This window comes from Mucilaginibacter sp. PAMC 26640 (genome assembly GCA_001596135.1).
GTDB lineage: Bacteria > Bacteroidota > Bacteroidia > Sphingobacteriales > Sphingobacteriaceae > Mucilaginibacter.
In genome coordinates this window covers 4636313-4658873 of sequence record CP014773.1, presented here as the reverse complement: position 1 = coordinate 4658873, position 22561 = coordinate 4636313, and the positions used below count along the sequence as shown (strand labels likewise).

Sequence of the window (22561 nt, the reverse complement as noted above, 5' to 3'; positions counted from 1 at the left end):
TTTCCGGTTTGCAAATTTCAGAAGGATGATTTTTTGGGCGATAATTCCTGCAAAATGCCAAAGAGACGCTCGCATTTGCCATTAATGAATTCGGGATAGCCAACTACCCGCACTTTTTTCTGATTGCCTTTAGCCGTTATTAAATCAACATTAACATCGAAGGTTTTACCCAGATCAGTAGCTTCCTGCAGGCATTTTTTCATGAGTTCCCTGCTTTTGCCTTTCTTGTAAAAGGTCAGTGCCAGTTCTGGCTGGGGGGTATAATCAACCGGCACCTCCAGAATTTCTTTAATCACATGGTTCCAGGTACTGGTATTTGTTTTGAAATTTCTTTTCCATGCACCTATTCTCACAATTTCGCTGGCCTTATTCAATATTTCCAGAATTTTGGCATTCTCCTGTTCTTTTAGTTTAATGGCTGTTACATCCTCCGTAAATATTAACAGGCCGCCAATTGTGGCATTCTCTTTACGCCAGGGCCTTATATCCCATTTTATCCAGATGTGCGATCCGTTTGACCGCTCAAAGAATGTGTCTTCGCCCGTGAAAGTTTTACCCTTCAAAGCTGCTTTGTGCATCGTTTTCCATTTTTGGTCGAGATCTGGAAATAGTTTATAAAAATGAATACCTACTACGGCGCCTTCAAATATGTGATAGTCGGCCAGGAACTTTTGCGATGCCGCCATAAGCATCATTTGAGTATCAAGCATGGCAATAGCAAAAGGTGATTGGGTAATGAAAGTTTTGTACCGGTCGTCAGATGCCTTTTTTATGTCGTTGATCAGTTGCAGATCTGCCTTCTCTTTGAGGTAATTTTTGTAGCAGGTGTTAAATTTAGATGGATTACTAAAGTTTAGCAGATCTGCCATTTGCTTTTTACTGCATTTTTTATCTTTAATATAGGCATCAGCCAATTCCATTTGGATATGCCGGTAATAATGGAAAATAGTTTTATTGTAGCGCGCTTTAAAGTCACGCTTCAGTCTGGATTCTGAGACGAAATTTTGTTTCGCCAGAAATGGTATACCTGGAAATGGTTTGAGCATAAAGGCATACAGCGCCTTTTGAACATTGATAATACTCTGCTCATTGAAGTTTGTATATTCATAACCAAGGCTCCCTTCTTTTAGGGTTGAATGTGTGAAGTTTTTGGGAGCCATATCTTCCACATGTACAAAAAAGCCTTCAACATTTTCGTTATGAAAGTCCGGACAATAGGTTGTTACCGTTTTTTTTATGTCACCGGCAACGGTTGTGATATCACGGGTAAAAACCTGTACTTTGCCATTTAAAACGCCTTGAATGTATGGCAGATTTTGAACATACAGTGGACCTATAAGTTGAGGTAAGGAAATCTTGTCGACCATATCTATAGGTTTCACGCCGAACCAATCCCAGTATGCGTTATTGGCATACCGGCATTTCAAATCTTTATCCCAATAGGCAAGCATGGAGGGTGAATTTTCATCCACCTCAATACCTAACTCGTTTAGTTTCTTAAAAATGTCTTGGGTCATCCTTGGCCGGGATAAGGAGGCAGTCCAAATCTATTATTTATTAAACAATTCTTTAGTAAAAGCCAGCATATAATTTACACGCCTTTTGGTTTCATTTACACACAAGCAAAGTTTTACTTCAGGGATATAATCGACCGCAAAAAAATGGAAGGTAACTGCTAATTTAGTCGCCGGTAAAGCAGTAAAATGAAAGGCTACCAAAACCAGTTGATCAACTAAAACTGGATAAGCCCGGGCAAAGAGATCTGCAGCATTGCCAACCAATAAAATGAAGAAAGTATTTTTAGCACTTGCAGTTGCTTATGCTGCACTTTTAGGTAGCTGTACAAAGGATAGCTCATCTTCCAACGTTCCGGATACAGCAATACTTAGCGCTAATTACGCAAAAGGTGCTGATGTGAGCTGGGTGAGCCAGATGGAAGCAAGTAACATTAAATTTTATAACAGCGCCGGTATGCAGCAGGACCTCTTACAGATCCTGAAAGATATGGGGATTAACTCCATCAGGCTGAGGGCCTGGGTTAACCCTGCTGATAGCTGGAATAACACTGCCGATGTAGTGGCTAAAGCGATCAGGGCAAAACATATGGGTTTTCGCATCCTGCTAGATCTTCATTACAGCGATACCTGGGCAGATCCGGGTAAGCAAGCCAAACCTGCCGCCTGGGCAGGGCAGGATATTGCTGCGTTAAAATCGTCAGTAAGCACTTATACGGCTGGTGTAATGAACGCGCTGAAAGATAAAGGCATTACGCCTGAATGGGTACAGGTGGGCAACGAAACTAATAACGGTATGCTTTGGGATGAGGGCAAGGTATCTGTAAATATGAAAAACTTTGCCGGTTTGGTACAAGCCGGTTATGACGCTGTAAAAAGCGTAAGCAATACCAGCAAGGTTATCGTGCATATCTCCAACGGGTATGATAATGATCTGTTCCGGTTTATATTTGATGGTTTAAAGGCAAACGGTGCAAATTGGGATGTGATCGGAATGTCGCTTTATCCAACAGCCGCTAACTGGCAAACGCTAAATAGCCAATGTTTAACTAATATGAATGATATGGTAACCCGCTATGGCAAGGAAGTAATGCTGGCAGAAGTGGGGATGCCGGTTAACGAACCGGCCGCGACAAAAGCTTTTTTAATTGATATTATTACCAAAAACAACAGCCTTGCCGGCGGCAAAGGTGTCGGCGTTTTTTATTGGGAGCCGGAAGCGTATAATAACTGGCAAGGCTATGGTTTGGGCGCTTTTGATGCCAGTGGCAAACCAACGGCGGCAATGGATGCATTTTTAATTAAGTAGTAATTAAGGTTAGTAGATGAGATTTAAAGTTTTAGCAATTGTAATAAGCTTTCACTTGTTTGGTGCGGCCAGACCGGGTTATGCGCAGACGGGTGTGCCAAAAAATAAGGCGAACGAAGTTTACATAGATAACAAGGGCATTATGCGCCTGCAAAAAGATGATAGCGAGGCTGCTTTTTTCGGTGTGAACTATACGGTGCCTTTTGCATATGGTTACCGCTCGCACAAAAAACTGGGTGTGCTGCCGGAAAAGGCTATAGATGCCGATGTGTACCATTTGGCCCGCCTTGGCGTAACAGCTTTTAGGGTGCATATTTGGGATACGGAAATCAGCGATTCGCTGGGTAACTTAAAAAATAACGAACACCTGCGTTTGTTTGATTACCTGCTGTTCAAACTGGAACAGCGTGGCATCCGTGCCATCGTCACGCCGATTGCATTCTGGGGTAACGGTTATCCCGACAGCGATGAACATACCGGCAGTTTTTCTGATATTTATGGAAAAGAAAAGGCCCTGGTAAACCCTAAAGCTTTTCAAGCCCAGGAGCGGTATTTAATCCAGTTCTTCAATCACGTAAATTCCTATACTAAAAAAACATACGGAGCCGACAGGTTTGTGATTGCAACAGAAATCAACAACGAGCCGCACCATACCGGGCCGAAATCGCTAACGACAACTTACATCAACCGCATGATGGCGGCGATCAAAAGCACCGGGTGGGAGAAACCTATATTCTACAACATCAGCGAATCGCCTTCGTACGCGGATGCCGTGGCCGCGTCAACAGCAAATGGATTTAGTTTTCAATGGTATCCAACCGGACTGGTATCGGGGCACGAACAGTTAGGGAACCTGTTGCCGCAGGTAGATCACTACGCCATTCCGTTTGATACCATACCGGCGTTTAAGAACAAACCCCGGATGATCTATGAATTTGAATCGGGAGATGTTTTACAGCCGTACATGTATCCGGCCATGGCAAGGAGTTTTAAAACGGCGGGTTTCCAATGGGCCACCCAGTTTGCTTATGACCCTATGGCAACGGCATATGCCAATACCGAGTATCAAACCCATTATTTGAATTTGGCTTACACCCCCGCAAAAGCTATCAGTTTGTTAATAGCAGGCAAAGTTTTCCGGCAGGTACCATTGTATAAGTCGTACGGTGCCTACCCGGCAGATACGGTTTTTGGTAACTTCCACTTGAGCTATAAACAGCAACTTAGTGAGATGAACGCAGCAACGGAGTTTTACTATACCAATAGTACCTCGTCAGCGCCGGTGCAGCCTAATGCATTGCAGCATATTGCTGGCGTTGGCTCTTCTGCTGTGCTGAAGTATGCAGGCACGGGTGCCTATTTTCTAGATAAAATTGCCCCGGGCACCTGGCGATTGGAAGTGATGCCGGATGTTATAAAATTGCACGACCCGTTTGAAAAAACATCATTAGACAAACCGGTTACAGCCGTTGTCAGTCGGGAGCGGGAGATGAAAATAAACCTGGCGGACCTGGGCGATAATTTTAGTGTCACACAGGTGAATAAAAATGGAGTACGTTCAACGGCTTCGAAAAACGCTGTGACGGTAAGTCCCGGTGTTTATTTGCTGAGGCGAAAGGGGGGTGCGCCATCCAGCTATCCGGCCGATTTTAAAGTAGGCAACTTGCGGATGAATGAATTTTATGCACCTGCTCAAAAAATCGGCAGTGTAACCGAAGAGCCAAAAGTGGCTAAAGCAGTGTCGGGCAGCAAAGGCAGTAGCCTGCAGCTGTATGAGCCCGCCGCCAACCGGCAAACGGCAACCATTTTTTCGCCGGAGTGGAAAAGCGATTCCTACGACTATATCAACCGAACAGATGGTTCTCTTTTGTTGAACCTTCAGCACCACTGGGGTACAAAAACGGGTGGGGTAGAGGCTTATATTAAACCACAGCTTATAACGCGGAAAGCTGACCTCGGTAAGTTCCAATCCATAGTCATAAATGCAGGAGCTGATACCGTTTTGGGCCTTAAATTAACCCTGATTGATGAAGATGCCAATGCCTATAGCACCACCATTAAACTCGGCAGGGAGTTAAGAGAAGTTCGCGTTCCGTTGGATTTATTCAAAAAAGATGAGCTGGTTTTACTGCCAAGGCCTTATCCCGGTTTCCAGGCTTTTACTTTTAAATCGCCCGGCAACGCACCTTTCACACTTAACAAGATAGAAAAATTGCAAGTGACCATACCGGGGCAGTTTGATAACAAATTCTCGGTTACGCTTGGAGCAATACGATTAGAAACCATCAACTAAAACTAGCCTGATTACTTTTTTAAAATGCTGCTTTTTTGAATGATCGGCCAATTTTACATTTTCACGGCCTGTTTTGCCCGGCGAACTTCAGGATGCAAACGCAAACTTTTACAAAAAGAATCGGAAGTACCTGACAATTAAAATCTTACAGGGTTTTCTGTCCAATAAAAGTAATACGATTATAGGCGTTGGGATTGCTGATCCAAACAGTTCTTAAAACCGTCTTGGTACCGGTTGTTGTCAAGGGCGGCGTACCGTGATTTGTAGAAACAAAACAGGCCGCGTTACTTGTTTATGACGCGGCCTGTTACTTGTAAATTGTATCGTTCAATTAATTTACATCGAACCAAAGTTTAGTAGTCAGCAGGTCTGCACCCTGGCTGGCAACTGCGGCATTGTAACTCGCCCCGTTTAACGATTGTTCGGTACCCGGGTAAATAAACCTTAGGGGGAACTTTCCGCCCAGCGTACCGGCTACTGCAGGCTGCAATTGCGGGTAATCCAGTCTGCGCCACTCGGCAAATGCCTCGAGTCCCTGGCCAAATAAAGCCAGCCATTTTTGATTTCCGATCGATTTTTTATAATTTGAAGCATCGTATTGTACCGAAGCCTGTGCCAGGTAGGTAGCTACATCAGCATCCGAAACGCTGTATTGTTTTAATGAGGCGGTTATGGCTTGTTGATATAAATCGGCTGCATTTTCAGTTGTAAACCCGCGTGCTGCAGCTTCGGCCCTGTCAAACAAAACTTCGGCGTAGCTAATGATCACTGCGGGAGCGTTTGGAGCCAGGAAGTAAGTGCCTGGTTTAGATGTTTTAGTAAAGCCCAGATTACTGGCATCGCCAACCAGCAAGCCGTTGGGAATGCCTACATAAGTAGCGGTGGAAGCTGCCTGCGTTTTGCTGGCGTATACAGGTAAGCGCGGATCGTTCAGTGCAAATAGCTGATCCACGATGGTTTTACTGATGCGGTAATCATCCCGAGTATCAAACAAATTGCTGATGGGGTTTTGATTTGGCGATGATAAATAAACCAGCTGTGCCGTCTCAGCATTCGCACTGATGTAGCTGCCACCTTCGGCCTGTATATCGGCCAGTACCTGTTTAGCCTTTTCCGGCTCGCGGTCGGCTATTCTTAATGAAATACGTAAGCGTAATGAATTGGCAAACTTCTTCCATAGCGTAATATTATTGGCATAGATCACATCCCCTGCAATAGCGGTACCCGACGGGTCCAGCGCTGCCTGCGCAGTTTTAAGATCATCCAGCAAAGCAAAGTAAACATCTTTTTGCTTGTCATAGGCCGGCGTAAGGTACTGATCGATACTGGTAGCCTGGGTGTAAGGCACGTCGCCATAGTTATCGGTCACCAAAGCAAATACCCAGGAACGAAGTACAAGGGCTACTCCTTTGTAATTAGGATTAGCCTGTGCATCAGCGAGTTTAATGATCTGGTTAAGATTTACAATGCTTTTCGAATAGCCTACCGTCCACAGCTCCTGAAAAGCGGTATTGGTATATATATACCTGTCCGGGTCTGTATATTGAATTTTGGCCCAGTACTGCACAAAAAGTAAACTGGCATCCATATTATTGGCAGTTCCCCAATACGTGTCGGCTGTGGCCTTTGTAGCAGCTGTCAGCAGGTAATCGGGTTGCGCATTTTGGGAGGCATTAGGGTTCTGGTTGATCGCCTGGAGATCTTTTTTGCAGGAGCTGACGGATAATAAAAAAGCGCCCGAAAGTAATATGGTGATGTATCTAAATTTCATGATTTTTAAAATTTGAGGTTAACGTTAAAACCGATGTTGCGAACGGTGGGCAGGGTAAGGTCTTCCAGTCCCTGGCCGTTACCGGTATTAAATGCGGTTTCGGGGTCTATGTTTGGTACATTCTTATGGATGATCCACAGGTTACGGCCAACCAATGATAATGTAGCAGATTGCAAGCCGACACCTTTAACCCAGCGCGACGGGAACGTATAGCCAATCTTCACTTCGCGAAGTTTTACGTATGAAGCACTGTAAACAAATGCTTCATCAACATTTGTGAATCCTTTATAGTACGATTGCGCCGGGATGATAGATGTATTAGCAGTGCCATCGGCTTTTACGCCTTTAAATATCATACCATCATCATATACAGTTGCACCACCGGGCGCTGCGGCACCTGCGCTCACCTGTACTGCCGGTAAAGCGGCATTGTTACCGGGGTAATAATAACTTAAACCACCGTTAGCAGCACCACGGCCGGGCAATGTGGATGCCAATACACCCGTATAAGTACCTGTACGGTTGGTGTTGGAATAAATTGAGCCACCTACGCGAGCATCTACAAGGAAACTAAGGTTGATCCGTTTGTAGCTGAAGCTGTTGTTGATACTGCCCAACCAATCTGGCGTATATTTACCCAGGTATTGTTTAGTATTGCTCACTACAGGGGTACCGTTGGATCCTATGATGATCTGTCCTGAAGCATCACGCTGGTAGGCTGTACCAAATAATGTTCCGTAAGGCTGCCCAACTGCTGCCAATACTTGTACGGTTCGGTTTGTGCCCAAGATGTAGCTCTTCAGCTGCCCGGCATCATCAAGTGAAACCACTTTGCTTTTATTGCGTGAATAGTTTACCGTTACATCCCAGGTAAAATCAGTTGATTTAACCGGAGTAGCACTTAGCTGCACTTCTAAACCTTTGTTGTTGATACGGCCACCATTTATTAGTTTTTGGCTATAACCAGTTGTGGAGCTCACATCTACATTCAGGATCTGGTTAACGCTGTTGGTGTTGTAAACGCTCAAATCCAGCCTGATCCTGTTCTTCAGGAAACCAGCCTCAATACCTGCTTCGCCTGAAGTAGTGGTTTCTGGTTTTAAATTTGGATTTAGATTGATGCTGGCCGCACTTTGCTGCGGATTGGCACCAAATGGCGCTGTGAAGTTATAAGTGTTGATCAACTGGTAGGGGGTGGTTGCTTTACCCACTTTTGACCAGCCGCCGCGTAATTTCAAATAACTCAATACATCACTTTTAAGATCCAGCGCTTCCGAAAGCACCAAACTTCCATTCACTGACGGATAGAAATAGGAAAGATTGGCCGCAGGTAGGGTAGACGACCAATCATTACGTCCGGTTAAGTTCAGGAACGCGTAATTCTTATATCCAATTTGTGCCGATGCAAAGTAGCTGTAAGTTTTTAGCTTACCATAATAATTGGATGATACCAAAGGATCGCGGGAGTTGCTCAGTGTGTATAAACCGGCTACCGCCAACTTTGGTGCTATCTGGTCGTTTTGCTCGTTTAAAATGCTGCTGATATTACCACCTACAAAGCCATCGAAAGAAAAGTCTTTGCTTAGTTTTTTGGTATATTGTAAACGGGCCTCAGTATTGGTTTCATTAACCGTGTATGCGTCTTCCTCGTACGAACCAAAAGGCGTACCGTTGGTGCCGTAAGCTACCTTAATCTTACGCCTGTCGTTATAGTAATCAGTTCCCGTACGGAAGTTGGCAGATAAGCCATTAATGATCTTGTAATTCAACTCTACACTCCCGATAATTCGGTTTTTATGCTGAGCCACCGTATTTTCATAAGCAACAAAATAGGGGTTGCTGTAGTAGCTGTTGTTCCAGTTAAAGGTGTTGCCGTTTGCATCACGGTAATTTCTCAGCTGGCTAACATCTACCTGCCTGCCGAACCAGGTAAATTGCAACATGGTGCTGGTAGCGCGCCTGCCATAAGACCCGGGCAAGTTACCTGCATCATCTTTGATGTAATTTGCAATGGTAGTAATGGTCAACTTAGAATTTGGGCGAAAGGTAGAGTTCAGTAAAAAAGAGTTTCTCCCTTGTGATGAATTAGGTACCACACCTGTTTGGTGCAGGTTGTTGTACGATAAGCGATAGTCAAACTTTTCGCCGCTGCCAGCTAAAGCCACACCATTATTAAGTGTAACACCGGTATTAAAAAAGTCGCGCACATTGTTTGGATGGGACACGAAAGGGACAGCCTGGCCGTTAGAATTAAACTGCGGAATCAGTCTTCCATCCAGCGCCGGTCCCCAGCTTTCATCAACGCCGTCATTTACGCCGCCGCCCTTGCCATCTACATAACTGAATTTACCGTTGGAGCCTTGCCCGTATTGGTTCTGATAATCGGGAAATACTTTCAGTGTAGCGAAAGATGTGTTGGAATTGATAGTGATGCCTAGTCCTTGGGCACCCTTTCCGGTTTTTGTTTTAATCAGGATAACACCGCCTGCTGCACGGTAACCGTAAAGTGCGGCCGCATTTGGGCCTTTTAAAACACTGATGGATTCAATATCTTCAGAGTTTAGGTCGGATATAGCGTTGGGGAAATCTCTTGAGCCGTTAGCGCCCTGGAATTGGGAATTATCCACTATAACACCATCTACAACAAAAAGTGGCTGGTTATTTCCGGATACGGAAGTTTCGCCACGGATAACGATCCGGGAAGAGCCCATATCGCCCTGGCTGCCGGTTACCTGAACGCCGGCTATTTTTCCAGAAAGTGCGTTAACCAGGTTGCTCTCTTTGGCTTCTGAAATGTCTTTTGACTTCAGGCCCTGTACAGCATAGCCCAGCGACTTCTTATCTTTAGAGATGTTCAGGGCGGTTACCACTACCTCGTTTAGCGAGTTAGGCGCTTCCTGCAACACAATTTGCAAAGGCTCGCCATTGTTGTTCACCGGCACTTCAATTGTAGTGAAGCCGATGTAGGAGATTCGCAACACATCATTGGCGGAAGCATTGATCGTAAATTTACCGGATATATCGGTTTGAGTACCATTTGTTGTGCCTTTAACACCGATGGTAACACCGGGCAGTGCCTGGCCATCGCCTTTTGCAGTTACTACACCGCTTATTTTTACAGCTTGTGCATCTGCCTGTTGCAGGGCTAAAAACAGCAATAAAATTGCTAGTAGGTTTTTGTAATTTTTTAACATGATTTGTTATTGATGAATCTTAAAATGTCAATACGGATTTCTAAGCTCCAAATCAGCCTGCACAAAATGTACAAACAGGAAACTTAGCAGCAGTAAAGAATAAATGGATATGTTTTACCAGACTTTGCCAGAATAGGTTTGCCGGTAAATTGCCGAAAGACTAGCAGCAACAACACATGGAAGATGATCTTACAGTAGTTTGGGGGTTGAAAAAAGGCGCAATCATAAAGGGGCGACGAGTAACGTGGCTAGTAGTAGGTGTTTTCATATAAGTAATGTTAGGGTATGCTGAATTAATTAAGTGCTACAATTGGTTTGTTGACAAGGTCATCTATGGCTTTAACCATGCCTGCAAATTCCTGCTGATCGTACAACCGGGTCAAATAAGCTATTCGGCCGTCGCGGCCAATTACCACGTTGCGGGTTACGCCACTTTTTTTATTGGCAAATAAGCCGAAGATGTCAGCGCCCGGGTCTAAGGCAAGGGGATAGCTGATGTTCATAACCTTTTGAAATGCTGCAACCTTTTCCAAAGGTTCATCTCGGTCCACACCAATTAGCACAACACCTTTGTCTTTGTAAGTCTGCCATATTTCGTTTTCCAGATGGGGCATTTCAGCACGACATACGCTGCACCAACTTGCCGTAAATTGAAGTATTACAATTTTGCCGGCCAGTTGTTTTAGGGATGTTGTGGTGCCGTCGGTAAGTTTGAGTTCAAAATCAGCAGGCGCAACGTCGCCCGTCTTAACGATGTAGCCCCTGTCTATTTCTGTTGCCGGGGGATTTGTAGGGGCAGATTGTGCGTTTGCAAAAAGGCCGGTAAGCAATAAAGAGCCTGTCAATAGTAACTGTTTAATATTCATAGTTTGGATGTTCGGTGCCCCGAATAATCAGCAAAAAATGAAGGAGGAGTGCGTCTAATGAAAGCCTTCGCAGGCATTGCAAATAATTTGCGAACATTATCTTTTCTGTATTGCTACAGATAGGAATTAGCACCTTTTTACCTATGGCGTACAGGTTGCTAAGACATCACAGGGCCTTTCCCTCAGTCTTTCTTGATAATTATTAGGAACGATTACGCTGCAAATATAATATTAAATCTACTAAAGCTATAGATATTATATAATTTAATTGTCAAATAGCATTTGGTTTCGTTCTAGAGAATAAGAGTTAGCGTGTTCAGCCCTTTTATGATGGACTAGCCTTATTTGAATCACTGGTTTTTTATCAGTCGTTTATCCTTTTTTCTTCCGCTAAAAGAAAAACGGGAAGTCCGGCTCAAGGTAAAAAGCATTAATAGAGAAATGTAAAACCCGTGGTTGTTTTGCGTGGGATAGTCGTTAAAATAATTGGCATTCCTCACCGGGAACGAGTTGGTCGATAGTCTTTTTTTGTTTTCACCGCATACTGGTTTTTAACCCCATAGAGTTGAAAGGTTAACCGGGAGTCTAAATTATAAATGTCGTTGTAGGTTATTATTTCCCCTTGTCTCACTTCACAGGTGATGTAGTTGATGATGATTTCTATGCCCTTGTCTAGGTTGTAGGTTTTTGCCTGTGTTTTCTTAAACTTTTTTGAAATCGCGGTATACTTATAACCGGGGCCATTATTTACTAATAGCATCTCTGCCAATTGTTGTGCATGTTCAATTTGAATATTTCCTTTAGTGGCTGTTGAAATCCCAAATTTAAACTTCGTATTATTTGCCATATCTAGCAGATAAGGTGAGGCATAACCGCTTATCGGGAAAATGATTTTTTTTGATTCGGCAGTACCTCCGGCGCCAACGTTAAAATAGTTGATGATCCCTTTTAAAACAGGTGTTGGGGTAGCCGGGCTCCCAATATTTACTTTAAAATGGCGGGTGCTGTCATTCAAATGAAGCGCCATGGTCGAGGCCGGTAAATTTATGTCAATATAATTTGTGGAATCGTGGGTTAGCCACCTCAATCTCTCCATATTGATAGCCATGAGTCTGATCGTACTATCAGGGGTTTCATAACAGTCGGTTTCGTAAAGTCCGGTTATTAAATGCATCCGCTTTTGAAGCTTTTGATAAGCTGCTGATTTGGGTTGCACAAGTTGAATAACACTTTCGAAATCCGCTGCCAATATTGCATTTTGAAGGGTGTTTTCCAAAAATCCGAATTTGGATTTGCCTGAATCTATTGCGCTGGTTGTGTAATAAGGGTTGAGCTTCCCGTGGTGCAGGTTGTTGATCAGTGCGATCATTGCATCGGTAAGCATCACATCAAAAAATACTTTCTGTTTTATGCCCGCTGTGCTGCTTAATTTCACCAGGGCATTAAGCTTATTGTAAGTAAGTATCCTGCTATGGTAATCAGCTGCATTTAAGCCATATTGCACCAGGCAGTCTAAAAACATCATGGCATCACCCGCATGCGTTTTTACGGTTTCGAGCGCTACAAACGCTAATTTATATCCGTTTTTCTCGTAAAATCGCTTTACCGATTGTGGGTAAAATAAGTCGTACTTGTGTTTTGGAATTTGGGATCTAAACATTTCGGCTACCGTGGTATCGCGCTTAAAACTATTGGCCAGTTTTGACTCTGATTGCCTTTTTAATGGCGTTGCAGAGGCGGTTAAATGCAAAAGCAATAGTATGGCGGTAAGATTTAAGCATAACCAGGCAAGCTTTTTAGTTTCTATCCCTAACTTGTTAAATTTTTGCATATTGATATGATTTCTATTCTCAAATCTCATCAAATAAATAGCCGTTAATGATGACGATCGTCACCATTAAATATGATCTCAAAGCCATTCCGGCTTGATAGCTAAATTCATTTTTATCGCAAGCTCGATGTTTTTATAATTTTCAGTTTTTGTAAAAAAACGGTCAACCATATCGTAATATTTTGACTTTGAAAAAATGATGTTTGTCACTTTTTCCCCTGAAAGTAAATACTATTTGTAAGCAGCTTATACCGATATTTGAAAAATAGTCAACCGGCTATTTTTGCCTATGGAGAGTACCGCCCTTTTACGTGCTATAATTGACAATGCCATTGATGGTGTAATTACCATTGATGGTAGGGGACTTATCGAATCGATCAATCCAGCAGCTTGTAAGCTGTTCCAGTACACGCCTGATGAAGTTATAGGCCGTAATGTGTCTGTGTTAATGCCCCCGCCCGATCGGGAACTGCACGATGAGTATATTGACCGGTACCAGCGTACCGGCCATGCACATATTATCGGTATTGGCCGAGAAGTGACGGGTTTAAGGCAAGATGGTACGCAATTTCCATTCCGGTTAGGAGTCAGTGAGGTTAAGTATTCCGGAAGGCAGATCTATGCAGGTTTTATACATGACCTTAGCCGCGAAAAAGAAGCTGAACAGCAACTGAAAGAATATGCTGCTGATTTGGAAGAGCTGGTGGCCGAGCGGACGAAGTCGCTTCAAAAAACGGTGGAAGCTTTGAGCCTGGCCAAAGAGGAAGTTAGTCTTTCTTTGAAAAAGGAAAAAGAGTTGGGCCAGTTAAAAAGCCGTTTTGTATCCATGGCCTCTCATGAATTTCGTACCCCGTTGAGCGCAGTGCAGCTGTCGGCTTCTCTCATTGATAAATATGCCGAACCTTTTGAGAACGTCAACATCACTAAACACGTTGCCAGGATAAAACACGCTGTAGGTAATCTAACAGGGATCCTCAATGATTTCCTTTCTCTGGAAAAATTGGAAGCCGGAATAGTGGCGCCCTCTTTCAGCGATTTTGACCTGGTAAAGCTGGCCGAAGAAATAACCGAAGAAATGCAGATGCTGGCCAAACAAAATCAAAACATTATATATCAGCATACCGGTTTACGTCATGTAGCCAATTTGGATGCCAACCTGCTTAAAAATTGTATCATAAACCTTGTTGCCAACGCTATTAAATATTCAGGTGAAAATACTTTTATTGAATTTAATACGGAGATTAATACAAGCGGATGCTACCTGGTAGTAAAAGATAATGGCATAGGTATCCCGGAAGAAGATCAGAAACATCTTTTTGAACCATTTTTCAGGGCACATAATACAGGTAACATTCCCGGCACGGGCCTGGGCTTAAACATAGTGGCACGCTACGTCAGGCTAATGAACGGCACTATCGATTTTAAAAGTAATTTAAGCAAGGGTACACAATTTACGATTTCATTTCGATCCTATGAGTAAAAAAGTATTGATCATTGAAGATAACAATGACATCAGGGAGAATATTGATGAGATATTGCAACTGGCAGGTTATACCGTTTTTACCGCAGATAATGGCAAGCTGGGCGTTGAACTCGCCCTAAAAAATTCGCCGGATGTGATTCTATGTGATATAATGATGCCAGAGCTGGATGGCTACGGTGTGCTTTTTATGCTTAATAAGCATCCACAAATGGCAGCCATCCCATTTATTTTTTTAACCGCTAAAGCGGAGCGCCCGGATTTGCGGAAAGGCATGGAGATGGGTGCCGACGATTACCTCACCAAGCCCTTTGATGATATGGAACTATTGAACGCCATTGAAACGAGGCTTAAAAAGCAGGATAATATTCATCAGCTTTACAGTAAAAGTCTGGATAGCCTTCAATCACTCGTATCAAAAAACGATGGCCTGTCGGAATTGAAGAATGTGATCAGCGAGCGGAAGACCAGGCAATTTAAAAAGAACCAGGTTATTTACTATGAGGGAGATAAGGGTTACGGCCTTTATTTGGTTATCAGCGGCAGGGTTAAAACCATAAAGCAGGCGGATGACGGTAGAGAATTAATGACCGGCATGTACGTTGCTGACGACTACCTCGGTATCCACGCTATTCTGAGCAACGAACCTTACGCAGATACAGCTACAGCCTTAGAAGATGCTACCCTTTGCCTCATTCCAAAAGACCGGTTGGATGAATTGCTTAATAAATACCCGGATGTAGCAAGAGAGTTTATCAAGCTATTAGCCAATAATATAAGGGAGAAGGAAGAGCAATTGCTGCAGTTAGCTTACCATTCGGTGCGTAAAAAAATGGCGGAGGCGATCCTTCGTCTTTATCGGCAGCAAATTAATGGCGATATGAGTTTTAAGATAACCCGGGAAGACCTCGCTGCAATGGCCGGTATGGCAACAGAAACGGTTAGCCGAACCCTGGCAGATTTTAAAGATGAAGACTTGATAGAAAAGAAGGGCGGAACGATCACTATCTTAAACCTGCAACGCCTCGAAAAAATGAAAAACTGATATTCATCACTTTTTTGACTGACCGTAAACACGTGTAAGCAAACGAATATGCTATATTTTTGATCTGAAAAATATAGTTTAATGAAAGCGGTAGCGTACAGTATCAAACCATTTGAAAAAGAATATTTGGCAATTGCCAATGGTAAAAAGCATGATATTACATTAATATCTAATTCCCTAAGCGCCGAAACAGCGGTTTATGCCGAAGGCAAGGATGCGGTGATCGTATTTACTAATGACGATGTATCTGCTGCCGTTATTGAAGCATTGGCCGGCTATGGCGTTAAGTATATCGTTACCCGTTCTACCGGTACCGATCATATCGATAAAGAAGCAGCGGCCAGGTTTAGTATTAAACTTTCAAATGTTCCATCTTATTCCCCCCAGGCAATTGCCGAACATGCGGTTGCGCTTGCCTTCGCGCTGAGCAGGCAACTGGTAAAAGCAGACCAGCACAGCCATAATTTCGATTTCAGGAATGATGAATTGGTTGGTTTCAACTTTGCAGGTAAAACGGTGGGTATTGTGGGTTTGGGTACCACCGGGAAGGCGGCTGCAAAAATATTTAACGGCATGGGCTGCAACGTAATCGGCTTCGACCCGGTACCCCCTGCAGATCTGCCCTATATTCAGCCGGTAAGTTTGGATGACCTGCTTGTTGCTTCGGATATTATTAGCTTGCACTTACCGTTATTACCCGAAACCGCCCACCTCATCAAAAGGGAAACAATAGCTAAAATGAAAGGCGGCGTGATGCTGATCAATACCTCCAGGGGGGCACTCATCCGGACTACCGATGTAATAGCGGCGCTGAAAAGCGGAAAGATTGGTTATCTCGGCTTAGATGTTTACGAGTTTGAGAAAGGCTTGTTTTTTGAAGATCACGAGAATGATAAGAATAAAGATCCTTTGTTACATAGCTTATTAAATTATCCCAATGTGCTCATTACACCTCACCAGGCGTATCTGACTAAAGAGGCTCTGCAGGAAATCTCAAACCAAACGATTAAAAGCCTCGATCTGTGGCAACTGAATAAGTGCGTAGGAAAAGCCTGCGTTTGCCAAAAAGACTGCAAAGCCATTATCAAGCCCTAAAAATATAGTTATGCCTTTTCCGGAAAACAAAGACCTTGCTGCAAAGTACAATGTGGCATTGCCGCGCTATACAAGTTACCCAACTATGCCCTATTGGGATGCGGCCTCTTTTACTACAGGCGATTGGAAACAATCGGTAGAACAAAGCTTTTCAGAAAGCAATCCATCAGAAGGGATCAGTTTATATATCCATCTCCCATTTTGCGAGAATTTGTGTACCTATTGCGGCTGTAATACCCGCATTACTAAAAATCATGGTGTAGAGCAGCCTTATATCAATGCCCTGATCATGGAATGGACCATGTACCTAAACCTGTTTGGTACACAGCCATTGATTCGGGAAATTCATTTGGGTGGGGGTACGCCTACTTTTTTCAGCGCCGCAAACTTAAAAATATTGTTGGATGCCATTCTGCTAAATACGAAAATTCATCCGGAAGCTCATTTTAGTTTTGAAGCACATCCTGCAAATACCACCAGAGCACATTTGCAAACGTTATACGATCTGGGATTTCGCAGGCTGAGTTTGGGGATCCAGGATTTTGACCCGGATGTTCAGCGGATCATCAACCGGGAACAAAGCTTTGAACAGGTGCAAGAAGTAACAACAGCAGCCCGTGCTATAGGTTATACCTCTGTAAACTTTGATCTGATATATGGCTTGCCGCTACAAACCATAACCGGACTCACCCGTACCATTAAACTGGTATCTCAGCTGATGCCCGATAGGATAGCGTTCTACAGTTACGCACACGTACCATGGCTAAAGCCCGGGCAAAGAAGCTTTACCGAACAGCACCTGCCAAACGCTACTGCAAAAAAAGCGCTGCGCCAAACCGGCCGCAATTTGCTAAATAGCTATGGCTACCTGGAAATTGGTATGGATCATTTTGCATTGCCGGAAGACGAACTTTTTCTAGCGCTGAATAACGGAAATCTTCACCGGAACTTTATGGGATACACCGTTCAGCACACCCAATTATTGATAGGTCTTGGTGTTTCGGCAATCAGCGATTCGGGATATGCCTTTGCACAAAATGTAAAGAATGTAGAAGAATACCTGGAGAAGGTTGCAAGGGGTATACTGCCAGTAGTAAAGGGCCACCTGCTCACTATTGACGATCTTATTTTACGCAGGCACATACAAAATATAATGTGCAAAGGCGAAACCTCATGGAATCATCATATAGAACCCTGCCTGTCACTCATTGACGGTTTGGCGCGTTTGCAGCCCTTGGCTGATGATAACCTGATTGAATTGAGCTCCCGGACACTGAAAGTAACTGCACTTGGTAATGGCTATTTACGTAATATATGTATGGCGCTCGATGCCCGGTTGTGGGCAGATAAGCCGGCCACGCAACTATTTAGTATGGCTATATAGCAGAAAAGGAGAACCCGTATAAAGTTCTCCTTTTTGCTTTTATATATTAACTGTTAATTTGATTTGGCGATTTCCAATACTATCCGGCCTTCTATTTCTCCCTTTTTCATATCATCAAATACCGTATTAATATCCTCCAGTTTGGCGGTATGTACGGTTGCCTTTACTTTTCCTTCCAATGCAAAAGCAATGGCTTCCTGCATATCCTTACGCGTACCTACGATAGAGCCACGCACGGTGTAACGATTAATTACGGTATCAAAGATAGGCAGATCAAAACTACCTTTTGGCAAGCCGTTTAAGGCGATTGTCCCCTTACGCCGCAGCGCGGAAATACCTTGTTTAAAAGCTACAGGTGAAACGGCGGTAACCAATACACCATGCATGCCACCGGTTTGTTTTTTTAGAAATTCACCGGGATCATTTTCCAATGCATTAACGGTTAAATCGGCGCCTAAGCTTTTGGCCAGTTCTAATTTGTCGTCCGCAATATCAATCGCGGCCACATGGAGGCCCATCGCTTTGGCGTATTGCACGGCCAGGTGCCCCAAACCGCCAATGCCCGATATCGCTATCCATTCGCCGGGTTTGGCTTCGGTTTCTTTTATTCCTTTATAAACAGTTACACCGGCGCAAATGATCGGTGCCATGTCGGTAAAGTTGATATTAGCCGGAAAGTGTGCCACATACCGGGCATCAGCGATAACATATTCCGCAAAGCCTCCATCAACGCTGTAGCCGCCATTTTGCTGGGTATCGCACAGGGTCTCCCAGCCGGTAATGCAAAATTCGCAGCAGCCACAGGCACTGTAAAGCCAGGGTACGCCAACTATATCACCTTCTTTAACGTTTTTAACACTGCGGCCCAGGGCCACTACATAGCCCAATGCTTCATGCCCGGGTATCAGCGGTAATTTTGGTTTGGCAGGCCAGTCGCCCTGGCAGGCATGCAGGTCTGTATGGCAAACACCGCAGGCAACCACTTTCACCAAGATCTGGTTTTCGCCTGGTTCTTTCACCGGCATTTCTTCTATCTGTAATGCTTGTCCAAATTCACGGATTACAGCGGCCTTCATTGTTTTGGGTAGCATAGCTTTAAAGTTGTTTTATTATAAAATAAAGTAAAGCAGCATGGCTAAATGGATGATCACACTGGCGGCAAAAAAATTCAACAATGTCCTGATGCCTGACCCACCCATACCGGCAATCACATTACCAAAGAAAAGTACCATGGTTACGGCCAGCACTGCTAAAGGGGCATCAAAATAATACATTAAGACAGCGGGGACAGGCAAAAACAATACCCCTTGCAACATTAGTGAAACCAAAAACCAAAGCGTTTTATTTGGCGCCTGGGTATCGGCAAAGGCTAGCCATTTGCTCCATAATGTGGGTGTTGTAAGTTGGTTTGTTTTCGGCGTTGCCCAATTTTGAGTGCTTAATTTATAAGTTGTCATGATCTGTTGTTTAATAGATCAAAGATGGCCCGAAAAGATAGTTTATACCATGATGGATATTGGTATCAAAAATGACCTTAGTCATTATTGGTTTTGAGGTGATGATGCAGTTGCTGATAATAACGCTTTATCGCTATCCGAAATACATCGTACACCAGCGTATAAAATAAAAGGGCTATCGGCACAAAAAAAGCATAGAATTTCACCAATTGAAACAAGTAGGCTCCGGCAAGGGCGCCGCACATAAAACAGAGAATGATGGCAGAACGCAACTTAATCCGTGAGATGAGCACACGGCGCTCTGTAAAATTCTTCCGGAATAATTGCGCCAATTCTATCCCCAGATCGGTAAAAGTGCCGGTAAGGTGGGTAGTCCTTACAACCGAGCCGGATACCATTGATACCAAAGAATTTTGCAGTCCCATTGCAAAAAGTAAACTCCCCGCAAATACTTCTTTTGCAACCAGGCTATGATCATAGCGGTAACCCAGCAGCGCCACAGTCAGTAAAATAAATATTTCGATAATGATAGGAAAAACATAAGAGTAGCGTTGATTGCGGCCGATACGCGACACGATTAAACCGGATATAAACGCTCCTGCAAAAAACAGGAACATCCATAAAGCGATTACCCTCGCTGCTTTCCAGTCTTGCAAAGCGATCCGTTCAGCAAATAGTGCAGCATGGCCTGTTACATTGGTAGTAAGGACTGCGAAACCGAGAAAACCAGTTGCGTTTACAAACCCTGCTGTTGTACCAAGCAGCGATGCCAGTTTCACATTATGGCTATAGGTACGTTTAGTGCCTAAATGACGAAGCATACTCTTACAATAATTAATAACAAACAGGTACTCCCGATGAATGGATTGCGGGACTAAGGTAAGGGATGTTTAGATTTAATCCTCTTAGCAGGAACCAAATCCCAAGGCAAACCATAATATAAGGCATTGTTAGATTGATACGGCGGCGGAATGGAAGACCAATAAAACCGGAACTCACTGTAGCCAATAACATTAGCGGAAATGTACCCAAACCAAACCAAAACATATATTGCGCGGCAGACGGGGCCGATAGCGTATTTACCGCACCAACCAAAGCCAGGTATACAAAACCGCAGGGTAAAAAACCATTAAGTACACCTACCGCAAGGTGCCCTGCCTGGTGTTTAAGTGCATAAGAGAGTAGCTTGTTTACAGGCAATAAAAATCTAGAGATAAAAGCGCCCTGCCTCAAACGTATTTTTAACATACGCGACAAACCCGCCAAAATGATCAGCATACCGCTAAACAAACTTACCCCTTGCTGTAAACCGGCCAGCCAAAGTTGTTTACCCAGTAGGCCGATAAGGAAGCCTAAAAAAGAGTAGGTAATTACGCGGCCTGAATTATACAATATTTTATCCAGAATAATTAACCACCACTTGGTTTGGAATGACGGAATAGCCAGCGCCAGCGGCCCGCACATGCCTATACAGTGTACACTGCCAAACAAGCCGATAAAAAAAGCAATGCTGTTTGGGCTCATTTGATATCAATTTCCTGGTGGTATAAATACGCCTTGTGGTTACTGTCCCAATTCAGTATAATTTGCCAGCGCCCAACAGCCATGTTTTCGGTATTGATGGCAACTTCGTTTCCGGCCAGGCTGTCAAGTTTAATTTCCTTATGCAATGCCTCATTTGCCGGGCGCACAAATTTGATTGTGCCTGCGGCGGGTTTTACAAAACGGATCCTGACAGATTTATTCCAAACGGTTATCAAAGGACTGGCCTGATCCTTTTGAACCTGCTGCTCTTTTTTGAAATCCTTGTCAAAATTTAAGCCTTTTTCGTAATACTGGTGGTCGTAGCCGTCTTCGGGCGCCATAAACATGTAAATGCACATGCTCAGTATAAAAAGCATAAATAGTACCATTCCCCCTATAATTCCTTTTCCCCAATTCATACCTTTAATCGTTTACGGGCCCTACAAAGGCGGTTTTTACGGTTTGCTTAACCTTGTTGTTCTGTATTAGTTGTAAGCTGACGGTTGTTTTTGCCTCATGGATACTGCTGACCGGGATGAGCAGAAAGAAAACTGTTTTTACAGATGAACCTCCGCTAATTAGCCCCGGGGCCTGGATGTATTTTACCTTAATGGCCGTATCGACAGGTTGTATGGTTATTGCCGTTTCATTTTTAGTTTTATTTATAATTTCTGCGTTGTAGATATTGCTGATGTAGCCACCCTGTTGTTCCTGGTAAAGCATTCCCGCACCGCGCATTACAGTCATATTTAAGTCGCTGCGGCTGAAGATAAAGTAGCAGAGTACAGCCATCATAATCGCTATTACAGCCGTGTAGGCTTTCATCCTGCCGGTAAAGGTGGGTTTCACCTGATTGTGGATCATGTTCTCGGAAAAAAATCCCACCAGATTCAGTGGTTTCTTTACCTTGATCATCACCTCGTTGCAAACGTCTATACAGGCTGTGCAGTTGATGCATTCCATCTGTGTGCCATTGCGGATATCGATACCAGTGGGGCAAACGGCAACGCATAGGCCACAGTCTACGCAATCGCCTTTAATCGCTCCCGGATCTGCGTTTCGAGATAGCCTTCCGCGGGGTTCTCCGCGCTTATCGTCATAGGCAACTACAAGTGTGTCACGGTCAAGCAATACCCCTTGTAACCTTCCGTAGGGGCAAATCACCGTACAAACCAATTCGCGCACCTGGCTATAAACCAGGTAAAATATAATGGTGAACACCCAAATACTGATAAAGCCTGCAAGATGTGCGGTTACGGGTTCGGTAATTATTTTAAGCAAACTTTCACTGCCTGTAAGGTAGGCCAAAAAAGTATTGGCTATCAGGAAAGATACCATTAAAAAAAGCAGGTGCTTAGTCGTTTTCTTTATTACTTTTTGATTGTCCCAAACCCTCGCATCCAAAGCTTTTCGTTTAGCTGCATCGCCCTCTATCCAATATTCGATCTTGCGGAAAACCATCTCCATAAAAATGGTTTGCGGGCATATCCAACCGCAAAATACACGCCCGAAAACAATTGTGAACAGTACAACACAAACCAAAAAAACCAGTGTAGCTAACACGAACAGGAAAATATCCTGCGGCCAGAAAACCTGCCCAAGTATCACAAATTGCCTGTCTATAAAGTTGAGCAGGAGCAGGGGTTGCCCGTTTATACGGATAAAAGGTCCGGCAAAAAAGGCAGCCAGGTAAACATAGCTAATGAGGCTGCGCCATTTATAAAGTTGGCCGCGGCGTAACAACGGGTACATCCATTTTCGTTTCCCGGTTTCTTTCCCAGCCAGTAATGCGTCCATA

General features: G+C 43.8%; 18 protein-coding genes and 1 other annotated feature. Of the genes, 6 read left to right on the top strand and 12 right to left on the bottom strand.

Annotated features, from left to right (window positions below; all coding sequences use genetic code 11):
• Positions 1-17: 17 nt before the first annotated feature.
• Both A0256_20125 and A0256_20120 read right to left on the bottom strand, forming a co-directional pair.
• Positions 18-1517 carry a hypothetical protein gene (locus tag A0256_20125; GenBank protein ID AMR33566.1) on the bottom strand — a complete coding sequence of 500 codons (1500 nt, stop codon included), beginning with the start codon at positions 1515-1517 and terminating at the stop codon, positions 18-20.
• Between the two features lie 33 nt (positions 1518-1550).
• Complete coding sequence (locus tag A0256_20120) at positions 1551-1781, bottom strand: hypothetical protein (GenBank protein ID AMR33565.1); 231 nt, start codon at positions 1779-1781, stop codon at positions 1551-1553.
• Between the two features lie 4 nt (positions 1782-1785).
• Between A0256_20120 and A0256_20115 the strand changes: the two genes are divergently transcribed.
• Both A0256_20115 and A0256_20110 read left to right on the top strand, forming a co-directional pair.
• A complete protein-coding gene (locus A0256_20115; GenBank protein ID AMR33564.1) occupies positions 1786-2823 on the top strand; it encodes an arabinogalactan endo-1,4-beta-galactosidase in 1038 nt (345 codons plus the stop codon).
• Between the two features lie 16 nt (positions 2824-2839).
• Positions 2840-5116 (top strand): hypothetical protein, encoded by a 2277-nt coding sequence (locus tag A0256_20110; GenBank protein ID AMR33563.1) that lies wholly within the window; start codon positions 2840-2842, stop codon positions 5114-5116.
• A 331-nt stretch (positions 5117-5447) separates the two neighbouring features.
• Here A0256_20110 and A0256_20105 read toward each other — a convergent pair whose 3' ends face one another.
• The 4 genes from A0256_20105 to A0256_20090 all read right to left on the bottom strand — a co-directional run bounded on the left by A0256_20105 (position 5448) and on the right by A0256_20090 (position 12778).
• A complete protein-coding gene (locus A0256_20105) occupies positions 5448-6887 on the bottom strand; it encodes a hypothetical protein (protein AMR33562.1) in 1440 nt (479 codons plus the stop codon).
• 5 nt (positions 6888-6892) lie between these two features.
• Positions 6893-10081 carry a SusC/RagA family TonB-linked outer membrane protein gene (locus A0256_20100; GenBank protein AMR33561.1) on the bottom strand — a complete coding sequence of 1063 codons (3189 nt, stop codon included), beginning with the start codon at positions 10079-10081 and terminating at the stop codon, positions 6893-6895.
• A gap of 293 nt (positions 10082-10374) precedes the next feature.
• Positions 10375-10947, bottom strand: coding sequence for a redoxin (locus A0256_20095; GenBank protein AMR33560.1), 573 nt, complete (start codon positions 10945-10947; stop codon positions 10375-10377).
• 93 nt (positions 10948-11040) lie between these two features.
• Positions 11041-11149: a binding site (SAM riboswitch class I), on the bottom strand.
• A gap of 294 nt (positions 11150-11443) precedes the next feature.
• On the bottom strand, positions 11444-12778 hold the full coding sequence (locus A0256_20090; protein AMR33559.1) for a hypothetical protein: 1335 nt from the start codon (positions 12776-12778) through the stop codon (positions 11444-11446).
• Positions 12779-13067: 289 nt separating this feature from the next.
• Between A0256_20090 and A0256_20085 the strand changes: the two genes are divergently transcribed.
• The 4 genes from A0256_20085 (at position 13068) to A0256_20070 (ending at position 17782) form a co-directional block, all read left to right on the top strand.
• Complete coding sequence (locus A0256_20085) at positions 13068-14258, top strand: PAS domain-containing sensor histidine kinase (GenBank protein ID AMR33558.1); 1191 nt, start codon at positions 13068-13070, stop codon at positions 14256-14258.
• Positions 14251-15303 carry a transcriptional regulator gene (locus tag A0256_20080; protein AMR33557.1) on the top strand — a complete coding sequence of 351 codons (1053 nt, stop codon included), beginning with the start codon at positions 14251-14253 and terminating at the stop codon, positions 15301-15303. Before A0256_20085 ends, A0256_20080 begins: the two co-directional genes overlap by 8 nt.
• 81 nt (positions 15304-15384) lie before the next feature.
• A complete protein-coding gene (locus A0256_20075; GenBank protein AMR33556.1) occupies positions 15385-16398 on the top strand; it encodes a hydroxyacid dehydrogenase in 1014 nt (337 codons plus the stop codon).
• A 10-nt stretch (positions 16399-16408) separates the two neighbouring features.
• Positions 16409-17782, top strand: a complete 1374-nt coding sequence (locus A0256_20070; protein AMR33555.1) for a coproporphyrinogen III oxidase — start codon at positions 16409-16411, stop codon at positions 17780-17782.
• A gap of 53 nt (positions 17783-17835) precedes the next feature.
• Here A0256_20070 and A0256_20065 read toward each other — a convergent pair whose 3' ends face one another.
• The 6 genes from A0256_20065 to A0256_20040 all read right to left on the bottom strand — a co-directional run bounded on the left by A0256_20065 (position 17836) and on the right by A0256_20040 (position 22560).
• Entirely contained in the window at positions 17836-18873 is a 1038-nt protein-coding gene (locus A0256_20065) for a zinc-dependent alcohol dehydrogenase (GenBank protein AMR33554.1), read from the bottom strand.
• Between the two features lie 18 nt (positions 18874-18891).
• The gene (locus A0256_20060; protein ID AMR33553.1) at positions 18892-19239 is read right to left on the bottom strand and encodes a hypothetical protein; all 348 of its coding nucleotides are present in this window, start codon (positions 19237-19239) and stop codon (positions 18892-18894) included.
• A gap of 77 nt (positions 19240-19316) precedes the next feature.
• Entirely contained in the window at positions 19317-20060 is a 744-nt protein-coding gene (locus A0256_20055) for a hypothetical protein (protein AMR33552.1), read from the bottom strand.
• A gap of 13 nt (positions 20061-20073) precedes the next feature.
• Positions 20074-20763, bottom strand: a complete 690-nt coding sequence (locus A0256_20050) for a hypothetical protein (GenBank protein ID AMR33551.1) — start codon at positions 20761-20763, stop codon at positions 20074-20076.
• Complete coding sequence (locus A0256_20045; protein AMR33550.1) at positions 20760-21182, bottom strand: hypothetical protein; 423 nt, start codon at positions 21180-21182, stop codon at positions 20760-20762. The genes A0256_20050 and A0256_20045 overlap by 4 nt, the downstream gene beginning before the upstream one ends.
• 4 nt (positions 21183-21186) lie before the next feature.
• A complete protein-coding gene (locus A0256_20040) occupies positions 21187-22560 on the bottom strand; it encodes a cytochrome c oxidase accessory protein CcoG (GenBank protein AMR33549.1) in 1374 nt (457 codons plus the stop codon).
• Position 22561 lies beyond the last annotated feature (1 nt).

What these genes read in the sequence shown, in the direction of transcription:
- A0256_20085 (AMR33558.1), top strand. Translation starts at nt 13,068, where the DNA reads ATGGAGAGTACCGCCCTTTTACGTGCTATAATTGACAATGCCATTGAT.
- A0256_20055 (AMR33552.1), bottom strand. Translation starts at nt 20,060, where the DNA reads ATGCTTCGTCATTTAGGCACTAAACGTACCTATAGCCATAATGTGAAA.
- A0256_20100 (AMR33561.1), bottom strand. Translation starts at nt 10,081, where the DNA reads ATGTTAAAAAATTACAAAAACCTACTAGCAATTTTATTGCTGTTTTTA.
- A0256_20065 (AMR33554.1), bottom strand. Translation starts at nt 18,873, where the DNA reads ATGCTACCCAAAACAATGAAGGCCGCTGTAATCCGTGAATTTGGACAA.
- A0256_20080 (AMR33557.1), top strand. Translation starts at nt 14,251, where the DNA reads ATGAGTAAAAAAGTATTGATCATTGAAGATAACAATGACATCAGGGAG.
- A0256_20110 (AMR33563.1), top strand. Translation starts at nt 2,840, where the DNA reads ATGAGATTTAAAGTTTTAGCAATTGTAATAAGCTTTCACTTGTTTGGT.
- A0256_20045 (AMR33550.1), bottom strand. Translation starts at nt 21,182, where the DNA reads ATGAATTGGGGAAAAGGAATTATAGGGGGAATGGTACTATTTATGCTT.
- A0256_20125 (AMR33566.1), bottom strand. Translation starts at nt 1,517, where the DNA reads ATGACCCAAGACATTTTTAAGAAACTAAACGAGTTAGGTATTGAGGTG.
- A0256_20070 (AMR33555.1), top strand. Translation starts at nt 16,409, where the DNA reads ATGCCTTTTCCGGAAAACAAAGACCTTGCTGCAAAGTACAATGTGGCA.
- A0256_20115 (AMR33564.1), top strand. Translation starts at nt 1,786, where the DNA reads ATGAAGAAAGTATTTTTAGCACTTGCAGTTGCTTATGCTGCACTTTTA.
- A0256_20095 (AMR33560.1), bottom strand. Translation starts at nt 10,947, where the DNA reads ATGAATATTAAACAGTTACTATTGACAGGCTCTTTATTGCTTACCGGC.
- A0256_20050 (AMR33551.1), bottom strand. Translation starts at nt 20,763, where the DNA reads ATGAGCCCAAACAGCATTGCTTTTTTTATCGGCTTGTTTGGCAGTGTA.
- A0256_20040 (AMR33549.1), bottom strand. Translation starts at nt 22,560, where the DNA reads ATGGACGCATTACTGGCTGGGAAAGAAACCGGGAAACGAAAATGGATG.
- A0256_20105 (AMR33562.1), bottom strand. Translation starts at nt 6,887, where the DNA reads ATGAAATTTAGATACATCACCATATTACTTTCGGGCGCTTTTTTATTA.
- A0256_20090 (AMR33559.1), bottom strand. Translation starts at nt 12,778, where the DNA reads ATGCAAAAATTTAACAAGTTAGGGATAGAAACTAAAAAGCTTGCCTGG.
- A0256_20075 (AMR33556.1), top strand. Translation starts at nt 15,385, where the DNA reads ATGAAAGCGGTAGCGTACAGTATCAAACCATTTGAAAAAGAATATTTG.
- A0256_20060 (AMR33553.1), bottom strand. Translation starts at nt 19,239, where the DNA reads ATGACAACTTATAAATTAAGCACTCAAAATTGGGCAACGCCGAAAACA.